The organism is Sulfitobacter sp. SBS6, from assembly GCF_048285585.1.
In the GTDB taxonomy this organism is placed as follows: domain Bacteria; phylum Pseudomonadota; class Alphaproteobacteria; order Rhodobacterales; family Rhodobacteraceae; genus Sulfitobacter; species Sulfitobacter pontiacus.
The window spans coordinates 1,001,126-1,021,820 of the sequence record NZ_JBLWBA010000005.1; the positions used below are offsets into that span (position 1 = coordinate 1,001,126).

Below are 20,695 nucleotides of genomic sequence, written 5' to 3' on the forward strand. Positions count from 1 at the left end.
AAATCAAGCGTTGGGCGAACTGTGGCAAGCTTGTCATCGGATCGGACTGGACCAAAATGCGCATCCTCCTGATTGAAGACGAGGCTGCACTTGCGCGGCCGCTCAAAGAGCATCTGGAGGCTGATCAGAACATCGTCGAATGGTTTGACACGCTGGACGAGGCCGATGCCGCGCTGCGCGCCTTGGACTATGATCTGGTTCTTTTGGACCTGAAACTGCCTGATGGAGACGGGCTCATCTTTCTCAGTGCATTGCGGGCGCGGATGCTGCGAACGCCGATCATCATTCTGACTGCGCGCGACAAGGTCTCGGACCGGATTGACGGATTGAACCGTGGTGCCGATGACTATGTGATAAAGCCCTTCGATCTCGATGAGGTAAAAGCGCGCGTTCACACCGTATGTCGGCGGAGCGCAAACCAGATTGCGCAAACTGTCCAGCTGCGCGATCTGGTGATCAACCTGTCGGATCACAGTGTCATCCGTGCTGGGCAACCGGTCCGGCTGACCGCAAAGGAATGGGGTGTGTTTGAAACGCTGCTGCGCCGGAAGTCACAGATCGTGCCAAAGGATAGCCTTGAGGCCTCTATCTATGCTTACGGTGAAGAGATAGAAAGCAACGCTCTCGAAGCACATATCAGCCGCCTCCGCACAAAATTGGGCAAAGACCTGATCGTAACGCACCGGGGTATGGGGTACGCACTGACAAAATGATTAACCGCCGCAAAAGCCTGTTTCAGTCGCTTCTGGGTTCGTTGCTTTTGCCCGGACTGGTCGTCATGGTGGTGAGCGTTTTCATCGTCCTCCATGTATTCATGGACGAATATGACGAACTGCTCGATGCCAGCCTCACTGGCAAGGCCCATCTGCTGCGCGATATCATCGAAACCTCCCAAAGGACCACGGGAAGCATCGGCACCGGTGCGGGCGATCTGCTGGACTACGAAAGCGATCTGCGCAAGCCGAATGAGCGGGCTTTGCTGTGGTATGTCGGTGTGAACGGGGATGTCATTGCGCGATCCATGACAGTAGGAACTTTCGCGCTGCCTGTACCATTGCTTCCGGGTCTGAGCACCACGCGCGGGCATCGTGTCATTGTTCTGCCGTCGGATCAGCCTGGGATGGGAAGCGTGGTGGTGGCCGAGCCGATGATCGAACGCAGCGAAGCGATAACCGACGTGATCATTGGGGTCGTTGTCGGTTTAGCACTGCTGGGACTGCTCTTTGCCCTTGCGTCATTCTGGGCGGTTCGCCGTTCAGTTTCGATGATTGCAGAGCTCAGCCGAAACATCGCCGAAAAGAACGAACACAACCTGTCCCCTATTGATCGTGACAATACATTCGCCGAGATCACGCCGGCGATTGACACGCTCGACGGGCTGATGTCGCGGCTCGACCGCGCGTTGCATGCGGAACGTGCCTTTGCCACCAATGCCGCCCACGAATTGCGCACACCCGTCGCGATTTGCCTGGCCCAGGCGCAAAGGCTTCGGGCAAAGATCAATGACCCGGTCCAAACCGGCAACCTTGTCGAAATCGAGACGGGTCTGAAACGTCTGGAACGCTTGATCGAACGCCTGCTGCAATTGTCCCGGGCGCAGTCCGGGTTGGGCCTGAATGCGTCTGTGACAGACCTAAATCCAGTGATCACGCTCCTGATGAACGAATTGCGCAACCAATGCCCGGATCCCGACAAGCTGGTGCTGAAATTCCCCACAGGCCGCTGTTTAAGCCGCGTCGATCCGGACGCATTGGGTATCATCCTGACCAACATATTCGACAACGCCCTGAAACATGCCTGTGGCACTGCTCCCACGGTCGTGGATGCCAGTCAGCCGGGGGATTTGTTGGTATCAAACGACTGCCCCCCGCTATCCGCTACCGATTTTGAAGCTATGAAACAGCGATTTATCCGACGCGGAACAGTTTCAGACGGATACGGTCTTGGACTGTCGATCGTTCAGGATCTGTGCAATCAGTCTGGCTGCCAATTCGAGATCTATGGCCCCCGTCCGGACAATCCCCGCGGTTTCGCAGCCGTCGTGCGCCTGCCCAAAGTTGAGAATGTCAAAGCATAGCGAATGAGAATGTCGATTTCGCCATCGATGGGCATATGTCGAAACCGCGGCGAATGTCCGCAATCCGCCCCGGACTGCCAGAACCTAACCCTGCTCTGCCTCTAATATCTGCGAGATAACCAACACTTCTGCTGACGTCACGCCGTCAATGACAACATACGGACCAAGTTTATCCATGCTCAGCTCGATACGGACCCGTAACGCGGTTGATATCTTTTTGAGCACAGTATGACTGGCATGAAGCTTTAAAACCGTTGGTGGCCCGCTCTGTTTCCGCCCACTGGCGTTGTCTTCGGGTTTTTCTACTCTGCCCATTTTTGCCAGCTCCTTCAGATCTTTTTACCTTGTGCTTGCTTCAAGCGTAATCAAACGCCGCGCCGCCAATCGCTCTACCGCCCATGCGCGGTGCATTGAATGACATGAACGGGCACATCCGCAGGCCAATCAACATCAGCGCTGAGCTGAGCGCTCATGTCAGCGCTGACGGTATGGACCACCGTTACTGACCGCGCCTGCCGTCGGCCCACGCCTCTACGATACGCCGTATCAGCTCTGGTCGACTGGGGAGGTCTTCTTCACCTCGGCGCGCTTCATCCAGGGCCGCTATCAGTTCAGACGGCATCCGAACCATAATCGGCTGTGTGTCGACTTTGGGTCGCCCGCGTGATTTCATAATATTACCTATTTACGTCATGATTTCTTAGTATCATATATAAACACGTCGGCATCGGAGCTGCAACTCCAACGCCGACGCTAACCACAATGATCGATAGGAGATCACAATGGCTGCTCAACCACGTACCATCCTTCATGCGGTGCCTGAACCGCTTAATCACATGACCCGGCATGCCACTCGCGCAGAGCGGTCTGCATCAGCTTGCCGGGGCGCGCGCTGCCCCAGCCGCGTCGCGCGCCGACCAGGGAGAAGGCTGCTGGCTCACCGGTGGCATCAATGGACGTGGTGGGCACCTCAAGATGGTGCGCAAGGCGGCGCGCCCAGAAGCTCTTGCTGATCCCAGGAGAGCCGACCAGCACCAGCGGATCGAACCGCAGGCCGGACAGCCCGTTGCGGACGGAAGCTCTCAGGCCATGCCAGACGACTTCCGTCGCCGGGGCAATCCAGGGCTTTTCTGCGTGAAGCGCAGCCGCGATTTCGTCCGCCTCGTGCTCGGTCAGAATCCGGGCAACCGGCAGACCACCTTGCAACGGCGTCAGCAGGGCCTCGTCACGCTGAGGCAGATGCTGGGTCCCGGTCGCATTGTGCAGCTGCTCGAGATACCGCATCGCCCGCCGCCTGATCCTGGCCGTATCGGCGTCGGTGATCAGGGCGTGAGAGCTCTGTGGTGTCCCGTTGGCCATCCTGTGGGGTTCACGACTATTCAGCTCCATGCGGATCTGCCGCAGCTTGTGCGTGAGGCGTTCGGTCAGATCTGACAGACGCGGAATCTTGTCGATAATTCTGATGTTGCTGAACGGGATCGTGGCTGTTGCACGTATCATGGCGGAGTCCTTTCAAGGCGCGGCGCAGAGACCGCGGCGGTGCTCTCGGGCCGGCCGGGCCTGAAAGACGGGGATGAAAAGCTCCGGAACCTTGGAAACACATAGGGAACAAAAAGCCCGGCAGATCAAGCCGGTGACGAAAGTCTGTCTCGTCTCAACATCGGTCAGATGCAGAACCTATTAAGCCCCCTAAGTCACTGATCGCAAAAGAAAACCACCGAAAGCAACGCTTCCGGTGGTCATTTGATCTGTGTCAAGAGGTCAAAAAAACCCAAGAATGGACATTATTTCATGGGTCCGACAGAAACCTCACCCCAACTCCAATCAGCCACACTTACTATGGCCGCAGCTGCCGCAGGTCATGCAGCCTTCGACCATGCGCAGGTCGTATTGGCCGCAGCTGCTGCAGGCTTTGCCGCGGGGGGCGTCCAGGCCGACGACCTTGGCTTGCGGGTCGGATTTCAGCCCCTGCCCTTCGCCCGCGATAAAACCGGTGGCGATCAGGTGTTGTTCGATCACGCCCCCGATGGCGGCCAGCATCGACGGGATGTATTTGCCGCGCATCCAGGCGCCGCCGCGCGGGTCAAAGACGGCCTTCAGCTCTTCGACGACAAAGGACACATCGCCCCCGCGACGGAACACGGCAGAGATCATACGGGTAAGCGCGACCGTCCAGGCAAAATGCTCCATGTTCTTGGAGTTGATAAAGACCTCGAACGGACGACGGTGCCCACCGATCACCACATCGTTGATGGTGATATACAGCGCATGCTCGCTGTCGGGCCATTTGATCTTGTAGGTAGAGCCCTCAAGCTCTTCCGGACGGTCCAGCGGATCGGACATATAAACGACCTCGCCGCCTTCCTCAGCGGTGGCTTGGGCCGCGACCTCGCCCGGGGCTGTATCGGCGCTTTCCGACACCGACAGAACCGATCCGGTCACGTCATTGGGACGATAGGTCGTGCAGCCTTTGCAGCCCTGATCCCAAGCGGCCATGTAAACATCCTTGAACGCGTCAAAGCTGATGTCTTCGGGGCAGTTGATGGTTTTCGAGATGCTGCTATCGACCCATTTCTGTGCCGCGGCCTGCATCTTGACGTGATCCAGAGGGGCCAGCGTCTGTGCATTAACGAAATAGTCTGGCAAAGGCGCGTCGCCCTTCAGATCGCGCCACATCTGTACGGCGTAATCGACGACTTCTTCCTCGGTACGGCTGCCATCCTTTTGCAGAACCTTGCGGGTGTAGGCATAGGCAAAGACCGGCTCGATCCCCGAGCTGACGTTGCCTGCATAAAGGCTGATGGTGCCTGTGGGCGCAATCGAGGTCAAAAGCGCGTTGCGAATGCCGTTTTCGGCAATGGCGTCGCGCACGTCCTCATCCATCTGCTGCATGGTGCCGGAAGCCAGATAGGCGTCCGCTTCGAACAGCGGGAAGGCACCCTTTTCCTTCGCCAGATCGACGGAGGCCAGATAGGCCGCCCGTGCAATCGCCTTGAGCCATGCCTCGGTCTGCTCTGCCGCCGCGTCCGAGCCATAGCGCAGCCCGACCATCAACAAGGCATCCGCCAGACCGGTGACACCCAGACCGATGCGGCGCTTGGCTTTCGCCTCTGCCTGCTGTTCATCAAGCGGGAATTTCGACACGTCAACGACGTTGTCCATCATGCGCACAGCGGTCGCGACCAGCTTGTTCAGCGCCTCGACATCCAGCTGAGGGTTGTCGCCAAACGGATCGGATACCATCCGCGCCATATTGATCGACCCCAGCAAACAGGCACCATAGGGCGGCAGCGGCTGTTCCCCACAGGGGTTTGTGGCGGCGATGGTTTCGCAATAGCTCAGGTTGTTGGCCTCGTTGATGCGATCGATAAAGATCACACCGGGCTCGGCGAACTCATACGTGGCTTTCATGATCCGGTTCCACAGATCACGGGCCTGAACGGTGCGGTAGACCTTGCCGTTGAACTGCAGATCCCAGCTGGCATCGGCCTTGACCGCATCCATGAAAGGGTCTGTGATCAACACGGACATGTTGAACATCCGCAGCCGCGCGGGGTCGGATTTCGCGGCGATGAAGTCTTCGACATCAGGGTGGTCACAGCGCATTGTGGCCATCATCGCGCCACGGCGCGAACCGGCGGACATGATCGTCCGACACATCGCATCCCAGACATCCATAAAGCTCAGCGGGCCGGAGGCGTCAGCAGAGACCCCCAGCACATCCGCGCCACGGGGCCGGATGGTGGAAAAGTCATAGCCGATCCCGCCCCCCTGCTGCATGGTCACAGCGGCTTCCTTGAGCATGTCGAAGATGCCGGCCATGCTGTCAGGCACGGTGCCCATGACGAAACAGTTGAACAATGTCACACGGCGCGCAGTACCTGCCCCGGCAGTGATGCGGCCCGCGGGGAGGAATTTGAAATCCTCCAGCGCTTCGTAAAATGCCTCTTCCCATTTTTCCGGTGCTTTTTCGACCTGTGCCAGATCACGGGCGATTCGCCGCCAGCTGTCTTCTACCGTCACATCGCGCGGCGTGCCGTCGGCATCTTTAAAACGGTATTTCATGTCCCAAATCTGTTCGGCAATGGGGGCGGCAAATCGTGACATATTCGATTCCTTGAGGGCTGTTTGGGAAGGTGTTCACCATACCCCAAATCAAAGCGCAAGCACAACAGGTTGAAGCTGCGGCACTTACGTCTACATTATGTCGTGTCCGACGCAGGCGGACGCAGGAGGATTCTGTGAAAAATCATATACATCTCATCAAGTTGTCCGTCGGCACGGAAACCGTCGATGACCTGGCCGCATGGCAGGAAAAAAAACGCGTGCAAACCGAGGACGGTTTTCCCCGCCACGTGACCCGCATGTGGCCCAAACGCGAACCCGAGATTCTGAACGGCGGGTCGATCTTCTGGGTAATCAAAGGTGTGATCCAGTGTCGTCAGAAAATCCTGCGTCTGGACGAGACGTCGGGCGCGGACGGCGTGCGCCGCTGCGCGATCGTGCTGGACCCCAAGATCATCCGCGTGCAAGGCAGCCTCAAACGCCCGTTTCAGGGGTGGCGTTACCTTGCGCCGCAGGATGCCCCTGCCGATCTGCCCGAAGGCCGCGACCACGAAGAGCCCCTCCCCATCGAGTTGAACCGCGCGCTGGCCGAGATCGGCGTGCTCTAGCAGCAGCCCCTGCGCGCGCATCCCCCGCGGAAGTTGAGTTTATTTGGCAAAATGAAGCAGGGCCGCGCGTGCCTCTTCATTTTGCCCTTAAACTCCCGCCGGAGGCGCATCCGCAAGATGCCGCGCGCATGCGCGTCAGGACAGTCGCGCCAGCAGGGCCGTCATCGTCGCGCGATCCACATCATCCATCTCTGCCATCCGGCTGCGCCAAAGCGTCGCCTGTGACCGCAGGATCAGCCCGTCGGAGAGGATCTTGAGGTGGTTGGCGCGCAATGTCTCCCCGCTCGAGGTGATGTCGGCGATGGCCTCTGCCGTTTCATTCTTGATCGTGCCTTCGGTCGCCCCCTGGCTGTCGACCAGCGCATAATCCGCGACACCGGTGCTGCGCAGGAATTCCCGCACCAGCCGGTGGTATTTCGTCGCGATGCGCAGGCGGAACCCGTGTTTGTCGCGGAAGGCCGAGGCGGCGGCATCCAGATCATCGAGCGTATCAACATCGATCCAGGCCTGAGGCACCGCAATGATCAGATCGGCATGCCCGAAGGCGAGCTCTTCTACCGGGGCGACAAGCTGATCCCACAGCGCCAGTTTCTCTTGCACCAGATCGGTGCCGGTGACGCCCAGATGGATACGGCCAGCGGCCAGCTCGCGGGGGATTTCGCCCGCAGAGAGCAGGATCAACGACACGCCCTCAATGCCTTCGACGGCCCCCGCGTATTCACGTTCGGAGCCCGTGCGCTGCAAGGTGATCCCGCGCGCGGCAAACCATTCAAAGGTTTTCTCCATCAGACGCCCTTTGGAGGGCACACCGAGTTTGATCGTCATTGGCCTGCCTCCAGTTCCAGCATCAGCCCGGGGCGCATGACGCCCCCCACCGCGGGAATTTCCCCGCCCTGCCCTAGCCGCCGTGTCAGCGCGTCATAGCGTCCGCCTGTGGCGATGGTGGGCAGGTCGGGCCGTGTCGCCGCGCGGAAGCCGAAGACGAACCCGTCATAATATTCCATCGACACGCGGCCAAAGCTGGCTTCGAACATCAGGTTACCGGTGTCGACACCGCGGGCGGCAAGCGCCTTTTCCCGCGCCGCGACACGGTCCACCGCATCAGAGATCGCGGGCATATCGACGGCAAGGTCATGCAACTGGCTGATCGCATTGGGCATGGTTTCACGCACATCCAGCAGCGCCAGCAGCAAGGACACCTGCGTGCGCGACAGGGCCGGCTCGGTGGCGTCGGCGCGCAGGGCGGCGATGCGTGTTTCAATCTCGTCCAGACTGCGCAGGCCGATCAGTGGTGCGGTAATCGCACCGTCACTGGCCAAGAGCGCCGCGCGGGTCGCGGGCATCGGCGTTTTGCCAGCATAGCGGTCGAGCAACGCACGGAACCGGCGGGGCCGCCAGATGTGGCGCATCAATGCCGCCTTGCGCGACGCCGATGTATCCAGCCCCGCAACCGCAGCCATCAAGATACCGATATCCCCCGTCACGGCAGTGACCGGAAGCCCCTCCAACGCGCCCTGGATCAGGGCAAAGACTTCGGCATCGGCTGCCGCGGGATCGCCACGGTCAAAGACTTCGTAGCCCGCCTGAATATACTCATTGGCGCGGTTGGGGTCACGTTCCTGACGGCGAAACACTTCGCCCGCGTAGGTGTAGCGTGCCGGGTCCGCCCCATGGGCCATATGCATCTGCACCACGGGCAAGGTATAATCGGGGCGCAGCATTTGTTCGCCCCGCATCGCATCCGAGGTGACATAGGCGCGCGCCCGGATGTCTTCGCCATAAAGGTCCAGCAGGGTCTCGGCGGGTTGCAGGATCGGCGGTTCCACCACGGCGGCCCCCTGCGCCTCGAACAAGGCGCGCAGGCTTGCGGCCTTGGCGAGGATGTCGGATCGTGTAGCCATCAGCGGTTCAGCTCCAGTATCTCGCGCACTTTAAAGACAAGATCCCCACGCGCCACTTCATATTGGCTGGGGCGGTCTTTCCATTCCTCCAGCGTGGCGCTTTCAGCGATTTTCGCGCCAAGGATCAGGTCCTTGATCTGGATCATACCCTTGTCGAATTCATCCCCGCCCGCGATCACCGCCACCGGGCTGGCGCGGCGGTCTGCATATTTCAGCTGGTTGCCAAAGTTCTTTGGGTTGCCCAAATAAACCTCGGCCCGGATGCCTGCCTGACGCAATTCGGCAACCATCGCCTGATAGTCGGACATGCGCGCCTTATCCATCACGGTCACCACCACGGGCCCTTCGGCCTGCGCCGACATCCGGCCCTTGGCCTGCAGTGCTGCAAGCAGCCGGTCGACGCCGATAGAGACACCCGTTGCAGGAACTTCCTGACCGGTGAAGCGCTTGACCAGATCGTCGTAGCGCCCGCCCCCTGCGACAGAGCCAAAGTTGCGGGGCCGGCCTTTTTCGTCCTGGATTTCGAAGGTCAGTTCCGCCTCGAACACCGGACCGGTGTAATAGCCAAGACCCCGCACGACGGAGGGGTCGATCTCTACGCGGTCAGCGCCGTAGCCGCCGGCCGCCATCAGATCGGCGATGGTTTCCAGCTCGTCCACGCCCTGCGCGCCTGTTTCGGAACCCGCGACCAGTTCACGCAGCCGCGCGACAGTTTCTGCACCGCTGTCGCGTTTAGCTTGCATAAAGCCCATGACCACATCGGCCTGAGCATCGCTCAGCCCTGCGCCATCGGTAAAGTCGCCGCTGTCATCCTTGCGGCCCGCGCCCAGCAATGCGCGTACGCCGTCCAGTCCCAGCCGGTCGAGCTTGTCAATCGCACGCAGCACGATGCCGCGCTCGTGGGCGAAATTGTCTGGGTTGGCAGGGTCGAGAACGCCTGCGACCTCCATCACACCGTTGAGCACCTTGCGGTTGTTCACCCGCACGATGTAGTCCCCGCGGTCGATCCCGACTTCTTCCAGACAATCGGCCAGCATCGCGCAGATCTCTGCATCCGCCGCGACCGACGGTGCGCCGACCGTATCGGCATCGCATTGATAGAACTGGCGGAAGCGGCCTGGCCCCGGCTTTTCGTTGCGCCAGACCGGCCCCATCGCATAGCGCCGATAGGGCGTGGGCAGATCGTTGCGGTGTTGAGCATAGACGCGTGCCAGCGGTGCGGTCAGGTCATAGCGCAGGGCCAGCCAGTCGCCGGGCTTGTCCGCCTCTGCATCCTCTTGCCACGCGAAGACGCCCTCATTGGGGCGATCCACATCGGGAAGGAACTTGCCCAAAGCCTGCACCGTCTCGACCCCGGAGCTTTCCAGTGCGTCAAAGCCATAGCGATGATAGACCTGCGCAATCTTATGCAGCATCTCGGCACGCTGTGTTACTTCTGCACCGAAATAGTCACGAAACCCCTTTGGCGTTTCGGCCTTGGGGCGGGGGGTCTTTTTTGGCTTGGCCATTGGATCACATCCTGTGGGCTGAATATCGCGCTTCGCGTCTAGCCCAACCCCCCGCCAAGGGCAAGCGACGCGGCCCCGCCGCGGCACGCATCCCCCCTTATCGAACGGCATACAACCTGTTAGGAGGACGGCAAACGCGCAAGCTGCAAGGTGCCCTCATGGATAAGCTCGAAGAACAAATGGCCCATCTGATCCGTACGGTGGATGACCTGTCCGATGTCGTCGCCCGTCAGGAGACAGAGATCGCGACCCTGACACGGCGGGTTCATATGCTGATGCAGCGCGAGGGCGAACGCGAGGCAGCGGGCTCCGACGGGGTTGTCATCGGCAACGAACGCCCGCCGCACTATTGATCGGATGCCCCATCCAGGAAGCTGCCGTCGCCCCAGTGGGGCGCGTCAGATTTCCTCTACCTCCATCACGCCGGTCAGGGACCGGATGGCACCCTTGATCTTGGGGGTGACAGGGTATTCGGCGCAAAGATCGACCTCCACCTCGCCGGGCAGGGTCGGGTCCATCAGGCACAGTTGCACCGGCCCCTTGCCCGCGCTGCGCGCCGCGGATCGGGCACCGGCCAACACATCGGCGACCGCCTGAATAGCCCCCGCATCATCCACAAAGATCCGCAGCCCCATGTTGCCCGCATCCTCGACCACCGTGTCGATCGGCACCACCGACCGGCCCAGCAGTTTCAACTGGTCGCTTTCCATCGTCGCCTCGACCATGACCACGACCTTAGATCCTGTTTCAAGGTGGTCGCGCGCCAGTTCCAGCGTATCCGAGAACAGCGTCACCTCGTAAGCGCCCGTCGGGTCCGACAGTTGCGCAAAAGCAAAGCGGTTGCCGCGCGCTGATTTACGTTCCTGCCGTCCGGCGACGATCCCTGCCAGACGGGCGTTCATCGCTCCTTTGACCGAGACTTTCTCGGTCAACTCGTCCAGCGTCAGGAACGGCACACCGCCTGTTGCGGATTTGCGTTTCATCGGCCCCATGTAATCGTCCAGCGGGTGGCCCGACAGATAGAAGCCCACGGCCTTGAACTCTTCGGTCAGGCGCTCGGCGGCCTCCCAATCGTCGCAAGGCACGATGCGCGGCTCTGGCAAGTCATCCCCCGCCTCGCCAAACAGCGACACCTGATTAGAGGCTTTCTGCTCGTGGATCGCGGCGGAATAGCTGACCAACCCGTCCAGCGACTGCCAGACGCGGCGGCGGTTGTTGTCCAGCTGGTCGAACGCACCGGAGCGGGCCAGCATTTCCAGCGGACGTTTCCCCACCCGTTTCAGATCAACCCGCCGCGCCAGATCAAAAAGCGTGGCAAAGGGCTTGTCCACACCGTCCACCTTGCGGCCTTCGGTGATCAGCTTCATGGCTTCCACCCCGACGTTTTTCAGCGCGCCCAAAGCATAGACCAACGCGCCCTCGACCACCTTGAACGTCGCATCACTGCGGTTCACACAAGGCGGCACCCAGGGCAGTTCCAGCCGTTTGCGGACCTCTTCGAAATAGACCGCCAGCTTGTCGGTCAGATGGATATCGCAGTTCATCACGCCAGCCATGAATTCGACCGGATGGTTCGCCTTGAGCCATGCGGTCTGATAGCTGACCACCGCATAGGCGGCGGCGTGGGATTTGTTGAAACCGTAGTTGGCGAATTTTTCCAGAAGGTCGAAAACCTCAGACGCCTTTTTCTTGTCGACCCCGTTGGCCATCGCGCCTTTTTCGAACTTGGGGCGTTCCTTGGCCATTTCCTCGGCGATCTTTTTACCCATCGCACGGCGCAGCAGGTCAGCGCCGCCAAGGCTATAGCCCGCCATGACCTGCGCGATCTGCATAACCTGTTCCTGGTAGACGATGATGCCCTGCGTTTCCTCGAGGATATGGTCAATCGACGGATGCACGGATTCCCGTTCGCGCTGGCCGTTCTTGACCTCGCAATAGACCGGAATATTCTCCATCGGGCCGGGCCGGTAAAGCGCGACCAAGGCGACGATGTCTTCGATACAGGTCGGCTTCATCCGTTTGAGCGCATCCATCATGCCGCTGGATTCCACCTGGAACACCGCCACCGTCTTGGCACTGGCATAAAGCTTGTAAGAGGCCTCGTCGTCCAGCGGGATGGTGGCGATATCGTCGATCAGCCCCTCGGGCGGCTCGAACAGCTCTGTCCCGTCGGCGGCCACATGCAGGTGACGGCCCGAAGATTTGATCTGATCTACCGCGTTCTGGATGACGGTCAGGGTCTTGAGGCCCAGAAAGTCGAACTTGACCAGACCAGCCTGTTCGACCCATTTCATGTTGAACTGCGTCGCGGGCATATCGGACCGAGGGTCTTGATAAAGCGGCACCAGCGCGTCCAGCGGCCTATCCCCGATCACAACCCCCGCCGCGTGGGTCGATGCGTTGCGCAACAGCCCCTCGACCTGCTGGCCATAGTTCAACAGCCGCGCGACGACTTCCTCGTTCTTGGCCTCCTCGCGCAGGCGTGGTTCATCCGCCAGTGCCTTTTCGATGCTGACAGGTTTCACGCCCTCGACGGGGATCATCTTGGATAGACGATCCACCTGCCCGTAAGGCATCTGCAAGACCCGCCCGATGTCGCGCACCGCCGCCTTGGACAAAAGCGCCCCGAAGGTGATGATCTGCCCCACCTTGTCACGCCCGTATTTGCGCTGCACATACTGGATCACCTCTTCCCGGCGATCCATGCAAAAGTCGATGTCAAAGTCGGGCATCGATACCCGTTCGGGGTTCAGGAACCGTTCAAACAGCAGTTGATAGCGCAGCGGGTCCAGATCGGTAATCGTCAGCGCATAGGCCACCAGACTACCCGCCCCCGAGCCCCGCCCCGGCCCGACAGGAATATTATTGTCTTTCGCCCATTTGATAAAATCGGCAACGATCAGAAAGTACCCGGGGAACCCCATGCCCTCGATGATGCCCAGCTCGAAATCCAGCCGCTTTTCATATTCTTCGACGGTGGTGGCATGGGGGATCACCTTCAGCCGGTTTTTCAGCCCCTCATGCGCCTGCCGCTTGAGCTCTTCGATCTCGTCATCCGCAAACTTCGGCAGGATCGGATCACGGCGATACGCCATAAACGCACAGCGCTTGGCGATCTCGACCGTGTTCTCGATGGCTTCGGGCAGATCGGCAAACAGCGTCACCATCTCGGCCTGCGATTTGAAGTAATGCTGCGCGGTCAGCCGGCGGCGTTCGTGCTGCTGATCGACATAGGCCCCATCCGCGATACAGATCAGCGCGTCATGGGCCTCGTACATATCGGCCTTGGGGAAATAGACGTCATTCGTCGCGACCAAAGGGATGCCCATGTCATAGGCCATCTCGACAAAGCCCCGCTCGGTCAGCTGTTCGGCTACGGGCTGGCCATCCTCGCCGGGGTGGCGCTGCAACTCGACGTAAAGCCGGTCGGCAAAGGCCCCGTGCAGCCGTGCCATCAATGCCTCTGCCGCGGGGCGTTGACCGCCCTGCAACAGCTGCCCCACGGGGCCGCCCGCCCCGCCCGTCAGACAGATCAACCCACCGTTCAGCGCCTCCAGCTCCTCCAAGGTGACCTGCGGCAGCGCCCCACCCTTGTCGATATAAAGGCAGGAGTTCAGCTTCATCAGGTTTTCATACCCGGCCTCGGATTGGGCCAGCAAAACCACAGGGGCCGGATCGCGCGGTTTTTCCCCCGGTTGCACCTTCACATAGGTCAGATCCACCTGACAGCCGATGATCGGTTGCACACCGGCCCCCGCCATGGCGACCGAGAATTCCAACGCGGCGAACATGTTGTTGGTATCCGTCAGGGCCAGCGCCGGCATATCGGCCCCCTTGCACAGATCAGGCAGCTTTTTCAGCCGCAACGCCCCTTCCAACAACGAATACTCGGAGTGCGTGCGCAGGTGAATGAATCGGGGTGCTTGTGCCATGGGGCCAACTTACCCAAGCCCACCCGCAGTCACCAGTCCCACCGGCACCCCGCGCCCGTTTTTCCAGCAACACGACAGGTCCTGGAGCGCAGGACGCCACAAAATCTCTTGCCAAGCCCCCTTGCCCCCGCCTAGCCTCGTTCAACATTTGCCCGCGCCGCGTTCTACGTCGCATCGAACGCCGCGCAGATCACGGGCTGAGGTACCGCGGCGGAACGAACCCTATGGACATCACTTTTCTCCTCAACGGGGAAGTCGTGTCACTGACCGGCGTCTCCCCCACCCTGACGCTGCTGGATTGGCTACGCGAAACCCGACATCTGACCGGCACTAAGGAAGGCTGCAACGAAGGCGATTGCGGTGCCTGCTCCGTCATGATCAGCGACGATCAGGGCCACCGCGCCCTGAACGGCTGCATCCTGTTCCTGCCCCAGATCAACGGCAAATCCGTCACCACCGTCGAAGGGCTCTCGGCACCTGATGGCAGCCTGCATCCTGTGCAGCAAAGCATGGTCGACCACCACGGCAGCCAATGCGGCTTTTGCACGCCGGGCTTCGTTGTCACCATGGCCACAGACCATCTGAACGGGGCCACGGATCACGACACGCAGCTCGCCGGCAACCTGTGCCGCTGCACCGGTTACGCCCCAATCATCCGCGCCGCCAAAGCCGCCGAGGCCGCCCCCGTGCCCGCCCACCTGCGCAACCTCAAACTTCCAGATGGCCCTAAATCCTCGGGGGGGCCGGCGCAGCCGGACGGGGGCGGACAGCCCCCTGCGACCTCGCGCCCTACGACCACGGATGAACTGGCCCGCTGGTACGTCGATCACCCCGATGCGACCCTGATTGCGGGGGCAACGGATGTCGGCCTCTGGGTCACCAAACAATTCCGCGATCTGGGGCCGGTCGTGTTTCTCAACCAGATCCCCGACCTGCGCGGCATCACCGATGGCGGGGATCACTGGCGCATCGGCGCAGCCACCACCCTTGCCACGCTTACCGCGCATTTTGCCCCGCTCTACCCCAGCTTGGGCGCGATGCTGCGGCGGTACGGATCCGCGCAGGTGCGCAATGCGGCCACCATCGGGGGCAACATCGCCAATGGCTCGCCCATCGGGGACGGCCCTCCGGCGCTGATCGCGATGGGGGCAACATTGCACCTGCGTCACGGCGATACCCGCCGGAGCCTGCCGCTTGAAGACTTCTTTATCGACTACGGCAAACAGGACCGCGCCCCCGGCGAATTTGTCGAGGCGATCACCGTCCCGAAACTCCCCACTGGCAGGGATGACAGCCTGCGCTGCTACAAGATCAGCAAACGTTTCGATCAGGACATCTCGGCCCTGTGCGGCTGTATCAATATCACCCGCGCGGGCGATGTGATCACTGACGCACGCATCGCCTTTGGCGGCATGGCAGGCACGCCGAAACGGGCAAGCCAGACCGAAGCCCTGTTGATCAACCAACCTTTTGACGAGGCGACGATCCGCCGCGCGATGGATGCCTTGGCGCTGGATTATCAGCCAATGACCGACATGCGCGCCTCGGCGCAGTATCGCCTGCTGACCGCCCAGAACCTGCTGCTGCGCTATCTGCATGACGTGAACGGCCTGCCCACGAACCTGCACGAGGTGACAGCATGAGCGTTGCCAAACCCCTCCCCCATGATGCAGCCAAGCTCCATGTAACCGGGGCTGCGCGTTACGTTGACGACATCCCGACACCGGCCACAACGCTGCATATCGCCTTTGGACTGAGCACGGTGGCCGCGGGCACGCTCAACGGCATGGACCTGCGCGATGTCGCTGCTGCCCCCGGGGTGGTGGCGGTGCTGACGGCGGCAGATCTGCCGTTTGACAATGATGTATCGCCGTCAAACCATGACGAACCCCTGCTGGCCACCGACGCGGTACATTATGCGGGCCAGCCCGTCTTCATGGTCATCGCGACAACCCACCTTGCCGCCCGCCACGCCGCACGGCTTGGGGCGGTGGACATCACCCCGACCACCCCGATCCTGACCATCGAAGAGGCGCTGGCCGCCGATGCACGGTTCGAGGATGGCCCCCGCATCTACCAGAAGGGGGACGCTGCCGCCGCGCTGACCACCGCCCCCCAAACTCTGAGCGGGACGATCAATATCGGCGGGCAAGAGCATTTCTACCTCGAAGGTCAGGCCGCCCTCGCCCTGCCGCAAGATAATGGCGACATGGTCGTCCATTCCTCGACCCAGCACCCGACCGAGATCCAGCATAAGGTGGCAGAGGCCCTTGGCACGCCGATGCACGCCGTGCGGGTAGAGACGCGGCGCATGGGCGGGGGTTTCGGCGGCAAGGAAAGTCAGGGCAATGCGCTCGCCGTGGCCTGTGCCGTCGCGGCCGCGCGCACGGGACGCCCCTGCAAAATGCGATATGACCGCGATGACGATATGATCGTCACAGGCAAACGCCATGATTTCCGCATCGACTATACCGTAGGCTTTGACGCCACTGGCCGCATCTCGGCGCTGGATTTCACCCATTACACCCGCTGTGGCTGGGCGATGGACCTGTCCCTGCCCGTGGCCGACCGCGCGATGCTGCATGCGGATAATGCCTATCACCTCGATAACATCCGCATCACCTCGCACCGCTTGCGCACCAACACGCAAAGCGCCACGGCGTTTCGCGGGTTTGGCGGGCCACAGGGGATCGTGGGCATCGAACGGGTTATGGACCATATCGCGCAGTCACTCGGGTTTGATCCGCTGGCGGTGCGGCGCGCCAATTTCTACGCCGATGTGATGCAGCCTGACGCTACCGGACAGGCCCATGACCACCGCGCCCTGCCCCATGATACCGAGGCGGATCTTGCCTCTCGCGGGGCACCGCCCGCACCACAGGAAAGCACGCCACCCCAGCCCACGGGTCTGCAAACCACACCCTACCACCAACCGGTGCAGGACTGTATCATCAACGCGCTGACCGACCGGCTGGCCCAAACATCAGACTACGCCGCCCGCCGTGCCGCCATTGCCGACTGGAACGCGACGCAGCCGGTTCTGAAACGCGGCATCGCGCTGACGCCGGTCAAGTTCGGCATCTCTTTCACCCTCACCCACCTTAATCAGGCGGGGGCGTTGGTGCATGTCTATCAGGACGGGTCGATCCACCTGAACCACGGCGGCACGGAAATGGGACAAGGCCTGTTCCAGAAGGTCGCACAGGTCGCCGCCAGTCGCTTTGGCGTTGACCTCTCGGTCGTCAAGATCACCGCGACGGATACCGGCAAGGTGCCCAATACCTCGGCCACGGCGGCGTCTTCGGGGACGGACCTGAACGGCATGGCGGTGCAAGCGGCCTGCGACACGATCCGCGACCGCATCGCCGACCATCTGGCCGAGCGTTATCAGACCACCGCAGACCAGATACGCTTTGCCCAAGGCCAGGTTCATATCGGGGAAGAGGTGATCAGCTTTGCCCAAGCTGCCGCCTCTGCCTATGAAAACCGCGTGTCGCTGTCGTCAACCGGTTACTACAAAACACCCGAAATCGAATGGGACCGCATCAAGGGTCGCGGCCGCCCGTTCTTCTACTTTGCCTATGGCGCAGCCGTCACCGAAGTGGTGATCGACACGCTGACGGGCGAAAACCGCATTTTGCGCGCGGACATCTTGCATGACGCGGGCGCATCGCTGAACCCCGCGCTGGACATTGGCCAGATCGAAGGCGGCTATGTGCAGGGCGCGGGCTGGCTCACGACCGAAGAGCTCGTCTGGGATGCCAAAGGCACGCTGAAAACCCATGCGCCGTCGACCTACAAGATCCCCGCCATCTCGGACCGGCCCGAAGTGTTCAACGTGGCGCTTTGGGACGAACCCAACCCCGCGCAGACGATCTACCGGTCAAAAGCGGTGGGGGAGCCGCCGCTGATGCTGGGCATCTCGGCCTTCATGGCGTTGTCGGATGCGGTAAGCGCCTGTGGCGACGGGTTTGGCGACCTGCAAACACCCGCCACGGCCGAAGCAGTGCTGACCGCCATCGGGAAGGCCCGCAATGCCCTTTGACCGCGCAGCCCTGGCGCAGGCCGTTGCCGCGCATGGCACGGTGGCGCGCATCGTTCTGGTGCAGGTCAAAGGCTCTGCCCCGCGTCCGGCGGGAACGTCGATGCTGGTCTGGGCGGGCGGTGCTTCCGGCACAATCGGCGGCGGCCAGCTTGAGCTACAATCGATGCGCGATGCCGCGGCCATGCTCGCAGGTGGCCCGCGCAGCAAGCTGACCCGCGCCGCCCTTGGCCCCGCGATGAACCAATGCTGCGGCGGGGCGGTGACAGTCGTGACAGAGCGTTTCGACGCCGCCACAGTCAAAACCCTGCCCGACATCTACCCCGACATCTACCTGCGCGCTGTTGATCCGGCGGCCCCGCCCCTTGCCGACAGCTTTCGCGCCAAGATCGACCGTGCCAGTGGCGGCGCGACACCGCTCGCCATTACCCTGCACGGCGGCTGGTTGGCAGAGCCGCTGTGGCAGCCCTCGCGGCAAGTGGTCATTCACGGCGCGGGCCATGTCGGCAGCGCGCTGGCGCGTATTCTGGCCCCGCTGCCGCAGTTTCGCGTCACACTCGCCGACCCGCGCCCCGGGTATCTCGACGATCTGCCAGAGGGCGTCAGCGGCGTCGATGCCCCTTGGGGTGCCGCACTGCACAGCGCCGAAGATGACGCTGCACATTTCATCATGACACCGGCCCATGACGACGATCTGGACCTGTGCCACCGCTTGCTGCAACGCGATTTCGCCTTTGGCGGGTTGATCGGGTCAGACACGAAATGGGCGCGGTTTCGCAGCCGTCTGGCGGCCCTTGGCCATGCCCCCGAACAGATCGCCCGCATCACCTGCCCCATCGGCGCGCGGCAATTTGGCAAGCATCCTCAAGCGATTGCGCTTGGGGTGGCCACGCAACTCTTGCAATTTGACCCCGCCCGCACGAATAAACAGGTTCGTTTGACACAAAAGGAACGCTGCGCATGACCGACACGCCCCTTCTGGCGCTTTCCGGGCTGACCAAAGCCTACCCCGGTGTTGTCGCCAATGATGACGTGTCACTGCGGATCGCGCCGGGCGAGGTCCATGCGCTGCTGGGGGAAAACGGCGCGGGCAAGTCGACGCTGGTCAAGATGATCTATGGGCTGGTCAAACCCGATAGCGGCACAATGCAGATGCACGGAGCCAGTTTCGCCCCGCACGAGCCCCGCGCCGCTCGCGCCGCCGGTGTGGGCATGGTGTTCCAGCATTTCTCGCTGTTCGACGCGCTGAGCGTGGCCGAGAACATCGCCCTCGGGATGGAGAACGCGCCCAAGCTGCGCACCCTCAGCAAGCAGATCCGCGATGTGTCCGAGGCCTACGGCCTGCCGCTGGCCCCCGACCGCATCGTCGGCGACCTTTCTGCCGGTGAACGCCAGCGGGTCGAGATCATCCGCTGCCTGCTGCAAGACCCCAAACTGTTGATCATGGATGAACCCACCAGCGTTCTGACCCCGCAAGAGGTTGAAATCCTGTTCAAAACCCTGCGCAAGCTCAGCGCCGAGGGCACCGCGATCTTGTATATCTCGCACAAGCTCGAAGAGATCCGCAGCCTGTGTGACAGCGCCACGATCCTGCGATTGGGCAAGGTGGTAGGCCATTGCACCCCGTCAGGGACGACGGCACGGGATATGGCAGAAATGATGGTGGGCAGCACGCTCAAGACACCGACCCGCGCAGGCAAGACCCCCGGCGCGGTCAAGCTGGACCTGAGGGGGCTGTCCGCGCCCTCGCCCAGTTCCTTTGGCATGCCGCTGCGTGACATCACCGTGCAAGTCCGCGCAGGCGAGATTCTGGGCATCGGTGGCGTGGCGGGCAACGGGCAGGATGAATTGCTGTCGGCCCTGTCGGGCGAGCTGCCGACCGCCGCTGGCATGATCGGGTTCGAGGGTCAGGACGTGGGCCAGCTTGGTCCCACCGCGCGCCGCCGTCTGGGTATCCTGACCGCGCCAGAGGAACGGCTTGGCCATGCCGCCGCCCCTGATATGTCCCTGACCGAGAATGCGATGCTGACCGGTGCCGTGCGCGAAAAGCTGGAGCGGCGCGGCATGTTGAACTGGCCCGCCGCCAAACGGTTTGCCGAACGTATCATCGCGGATTTCGACGTGCGCACCCCCGGCCCCGGCAATGCCGCGCGGTCGCTGTCGGGCGGGAACCTGCAAAAATTCGTCATCGGCCGCGAGGTGTTGCAAAATCCGCAGGTGCTGGTGGTCAACCAACCCACATGGGGGGTCGATGCCTCTGCCGCGGCGGCGATCCGACAGGCGTTGCTGGATCTGGCCGAGAATGGCACAGCGGTGATCGTGATCAGTCAAGATCTGGACGAGCTGATGGAAATCTCGGACCGCTTCGCCGCGCTGAACGAGGGCCGCCTGTCGGAGCCGCGCGCCGCGGCAGGGCTGACGGTGGACGAGATCGGATTGATGATGGGCGGGGCCCACGGGATGGAGGTGGCGCATGTTTGACGCGTCGCTTGCGGGGGTTTCACACCCCCACACCCCCGTGGAGTTTTCCTTGCAAAATGAAGCAGATGACAAGAACTGGGG

General features: G+C 61.7%; 16 protein-coding genes. 8 read left to right on the forward strand and 8 right to left on the reverse strand.

Going from position 1 to position 20,695, the window contains the following annotated elements:
- The first annotated feature begins 56 nt into the window (after positions 1–56).
- Together ACNQ62_RS08270 and ACNQ62_RS08275 are read left to right on the forward strand one after the other, a co-directional pair.
- Complete coding sequence (locus ACNQ62_RS08270) at positions 57–713, forward strand: response regulator (protein WP_418094619.1); 657 nt, start codon at positions 57–59, stop codon at positions 711–713.
- Positions 710–2,077: a sensor histidine kinase gene (locus ACNQ62_RS08275; RefSeq protein WP_418094620.1), complete on the forward strand. Its 1,368-nt coding sequence runs from the start codon at positions 710–712 to the stop codon at positions 2,075–2,077. The genes ACNQ62_RS08270 and ACNQ62_RS08275 overlap by 4 nt, the downstream gene beginning before the upstream one ends.
- 84 nt (positions 2,078–2,161) lie before the next feature.
- Here the strand turns inward: ACNQ62_RS08275 and ACNQ62_RS08280 are convergent, their stop codons facing one another.
- The 4 genes from ACNQ62_RS08280 to ACNQ62_RS08295 form a co-directional block, all read right to left on the reverse strand.
- Positions 2,162–2,392: a hypothetical protein gene (locus ACNQ62_RS08280; protein ID WP_386173244.1), complete on the reverse strand. Its 231-nt coding sequence runs from the start codon at positions 2,390–2,392 to the stop codon at positions 2,162–2,164.
- A 184-nt stretch (positions 2,393–2,576) separates the two neighbouring features.
- A complete protein-coding gene (locus tag ACNQ62_RS08285; RefSeq protein WP_418094621.1) occupies positions 2,577–2,750 on the reverse strand; it encodes a ribbon-helix-helix protein, CopG family in 174 nt (57 codons plus the stop codon).
- 155 nt (positions 2,751–2,905) lie between these two features.
- On the reverse strand, positions 2,906–3,577 hold the full coding sequence (locus tag ACNQ62_RS08290; protein WP_418094622.1) for a hypothetical protein: 672 nt from the start codon (positions 3,575–3,577) through the stop codon (positions 2,906–2,908).
- A 324-nt stretch (positions 3,578–3,901) separates the two neighbouring features.
- Positions 3,902–6,184 carry an adenosylcobalamin-dependent ribonucleoside-diphosphate reductase gene (locus ACNQ62_RS08295; RefSeq protein WP_064217329.1) on the reverse strand — a complete coding sequence of 761 codons (2,283 nt, stop codon included), beginning with the start codon at positions 6,182–6,184 and terminating at the stop codon, positions 3,902–3,904.
- Between the two features lie 134 nt (positions 6,185–6,318).
- On the opposite strand from ACNQ62_RS08295, the gene ACNQ62_RS08300 reads away from it, so the two are divergent.
- A complete protein-coding gene (locus ACNQ62_RS08300; RefSeq protein WP_005852088.1) occupies positions 6,319–6,750 on the forward strand; it encodes a DUF1489 family protein in 432 nt (143 codons plus the stop codon).
- Positions 6,751–6,885: 135 nt separating this feature from the next.
- Here the strand turns inward: ACNQ62_RS08300 and hisG are convergent, their stop codons facing one another.
- From hisG to hisS, 3 genes are read right to left on the reverse strand one after another with little or no spacing between them, the layout of a single operon-like run.
- Entirely contained in the window at positions 6,886–7,575 is a 690-nt protein-coding gene (gene hisG / locus ACNQ62_RS08305) for an ATP phosphoribosyltransferase (RefSeq protein WP_418094623.1), read from the reverse strand.
- A complete protein-coding gene (locus ACNQ62_RS08310; protein WP_180828887.1) occupies positions 7,572–8,651 on the reverse strand; it encodes an ATP phosphoribosyltransferase regulatory subunit in 1,080 nt (359 codons plus the stop codon). The genes hisG and ACNQ62_RS08310 overlap by 4 nt, the downstream gene beginning before the upstream one ends.
- Positions 8,651–10,159 carry a histidine--tRNA ligase gene (gene hisS / locus ACNQ62_RS08315; RefSeq protein WP_418094624.1) on the reverse strand — a complete coding sequence of 503 codons (1,509 nt, stop codon included), beginning with the start codon at positions 10,157–10,159 and terminating at the stop codon, positions 8,651–8,653. Before hisS ends, ACNQ62_RS08310 begins: the two co-directional genes overlap by 1 nt.
- Positions 10,160–10,317: 158 nt before the next feature.
- Here hisS and ACNQ62_RS08320 point away from each other — a divergent pair, with 158 nt between their 5' ends.
- Entirely contained in the window at positions 10,318–10,512 is a 195-nt protein-coding gene (locus tag ACNQ62_RS08320; protein WP_037943646.1) for a SlyX family protein, read from the forward strand.
- A gap of 45 nt (positions 10,513–10,557) precedes the next feature.
- On the opposite strand, the gene dnaE is transcribed toward ACNQ62_RS08320, so the two are convergent.
- Positions 10,558–14,091, reverse strand: a complete 3,534-nt coding sequence (gene dnaE / locus ACNQ62_RS08325; RefSeq protein WP_418094625.1) for a DNA polymerase III subunit alpha — start codon at positions 14,089–14,091, stop codon at positions 10,558–10,560.
- Positions 14,092–14,315: 224 nt separating this feature from the next.
- Here dnaE and xdhA point away from each other — a divergent pair, with 224 nt between their 5' ends.
- The 4 genes from xdhA to ACNQ62_RS08345 are packed head-to-tail and all read left to right on the forward strand — an operon-like array spanning position 14,316 to position 20,614.
- Positions 14,316–15,734: a xanthine dehydrogenase small subunit gene (gene xdhA / locus ACNQ62_RS08330; RefSeq protein ID WP_418094626.1), complete on the forward strand. Its 1,419-nt coding sequence runs from the start codon at positions 14,316–14,318 to the stop codon at positions 15,732–15,734.
- A complete protein-coding gene (gene xdhB / locus ACNQ62_RS08335) occupies positions 15,731–18,136 on the forward strand; it encodes a xanthine dehydrogenase molybdopterin binding subunit (RefSeq protein ID WP_418094627.1) in 2,406 nt (801 codons plus the stop codon). Before xdhA ends, xdhB begins: the two co-directional genes overlap by 4 nt.
- Positions 18,126–19,097 carry a xanthine dehydrogenase accessory protein XdhC gene (gene xdhC, locus ACNQ62_RS08340; protein ID WP_418094628.1) on the forward strand — a complete coding sequence of 324 codons (972 nt, stop codon included), beginning with the start codon at positions 18,126–18,128 and terminating at the stop codon, positions 19,095–19,097. The genes xdhB and xdhC overlap by 11 nt, the downstream gene beginning before the upstream one ends.
- On the forward strand, positions 19,094–20,614 hold the full coding sequence (locus ACNQ62_RS08345) for an ABC transporter ATP-binding protein (protein WP_418094629.1): 1,521 nt from the start codon (positions 19,094–19,096) through the stop codon (positions 20,612–20,614). The genes xdhC and ACNQ62_RS08345 overlap by 4 nt, the downstream gene beginning before the upstream one ends.
- The last annotated feature ends 81 nt before the right edge of the window (positions 20,615–20,695 follow it).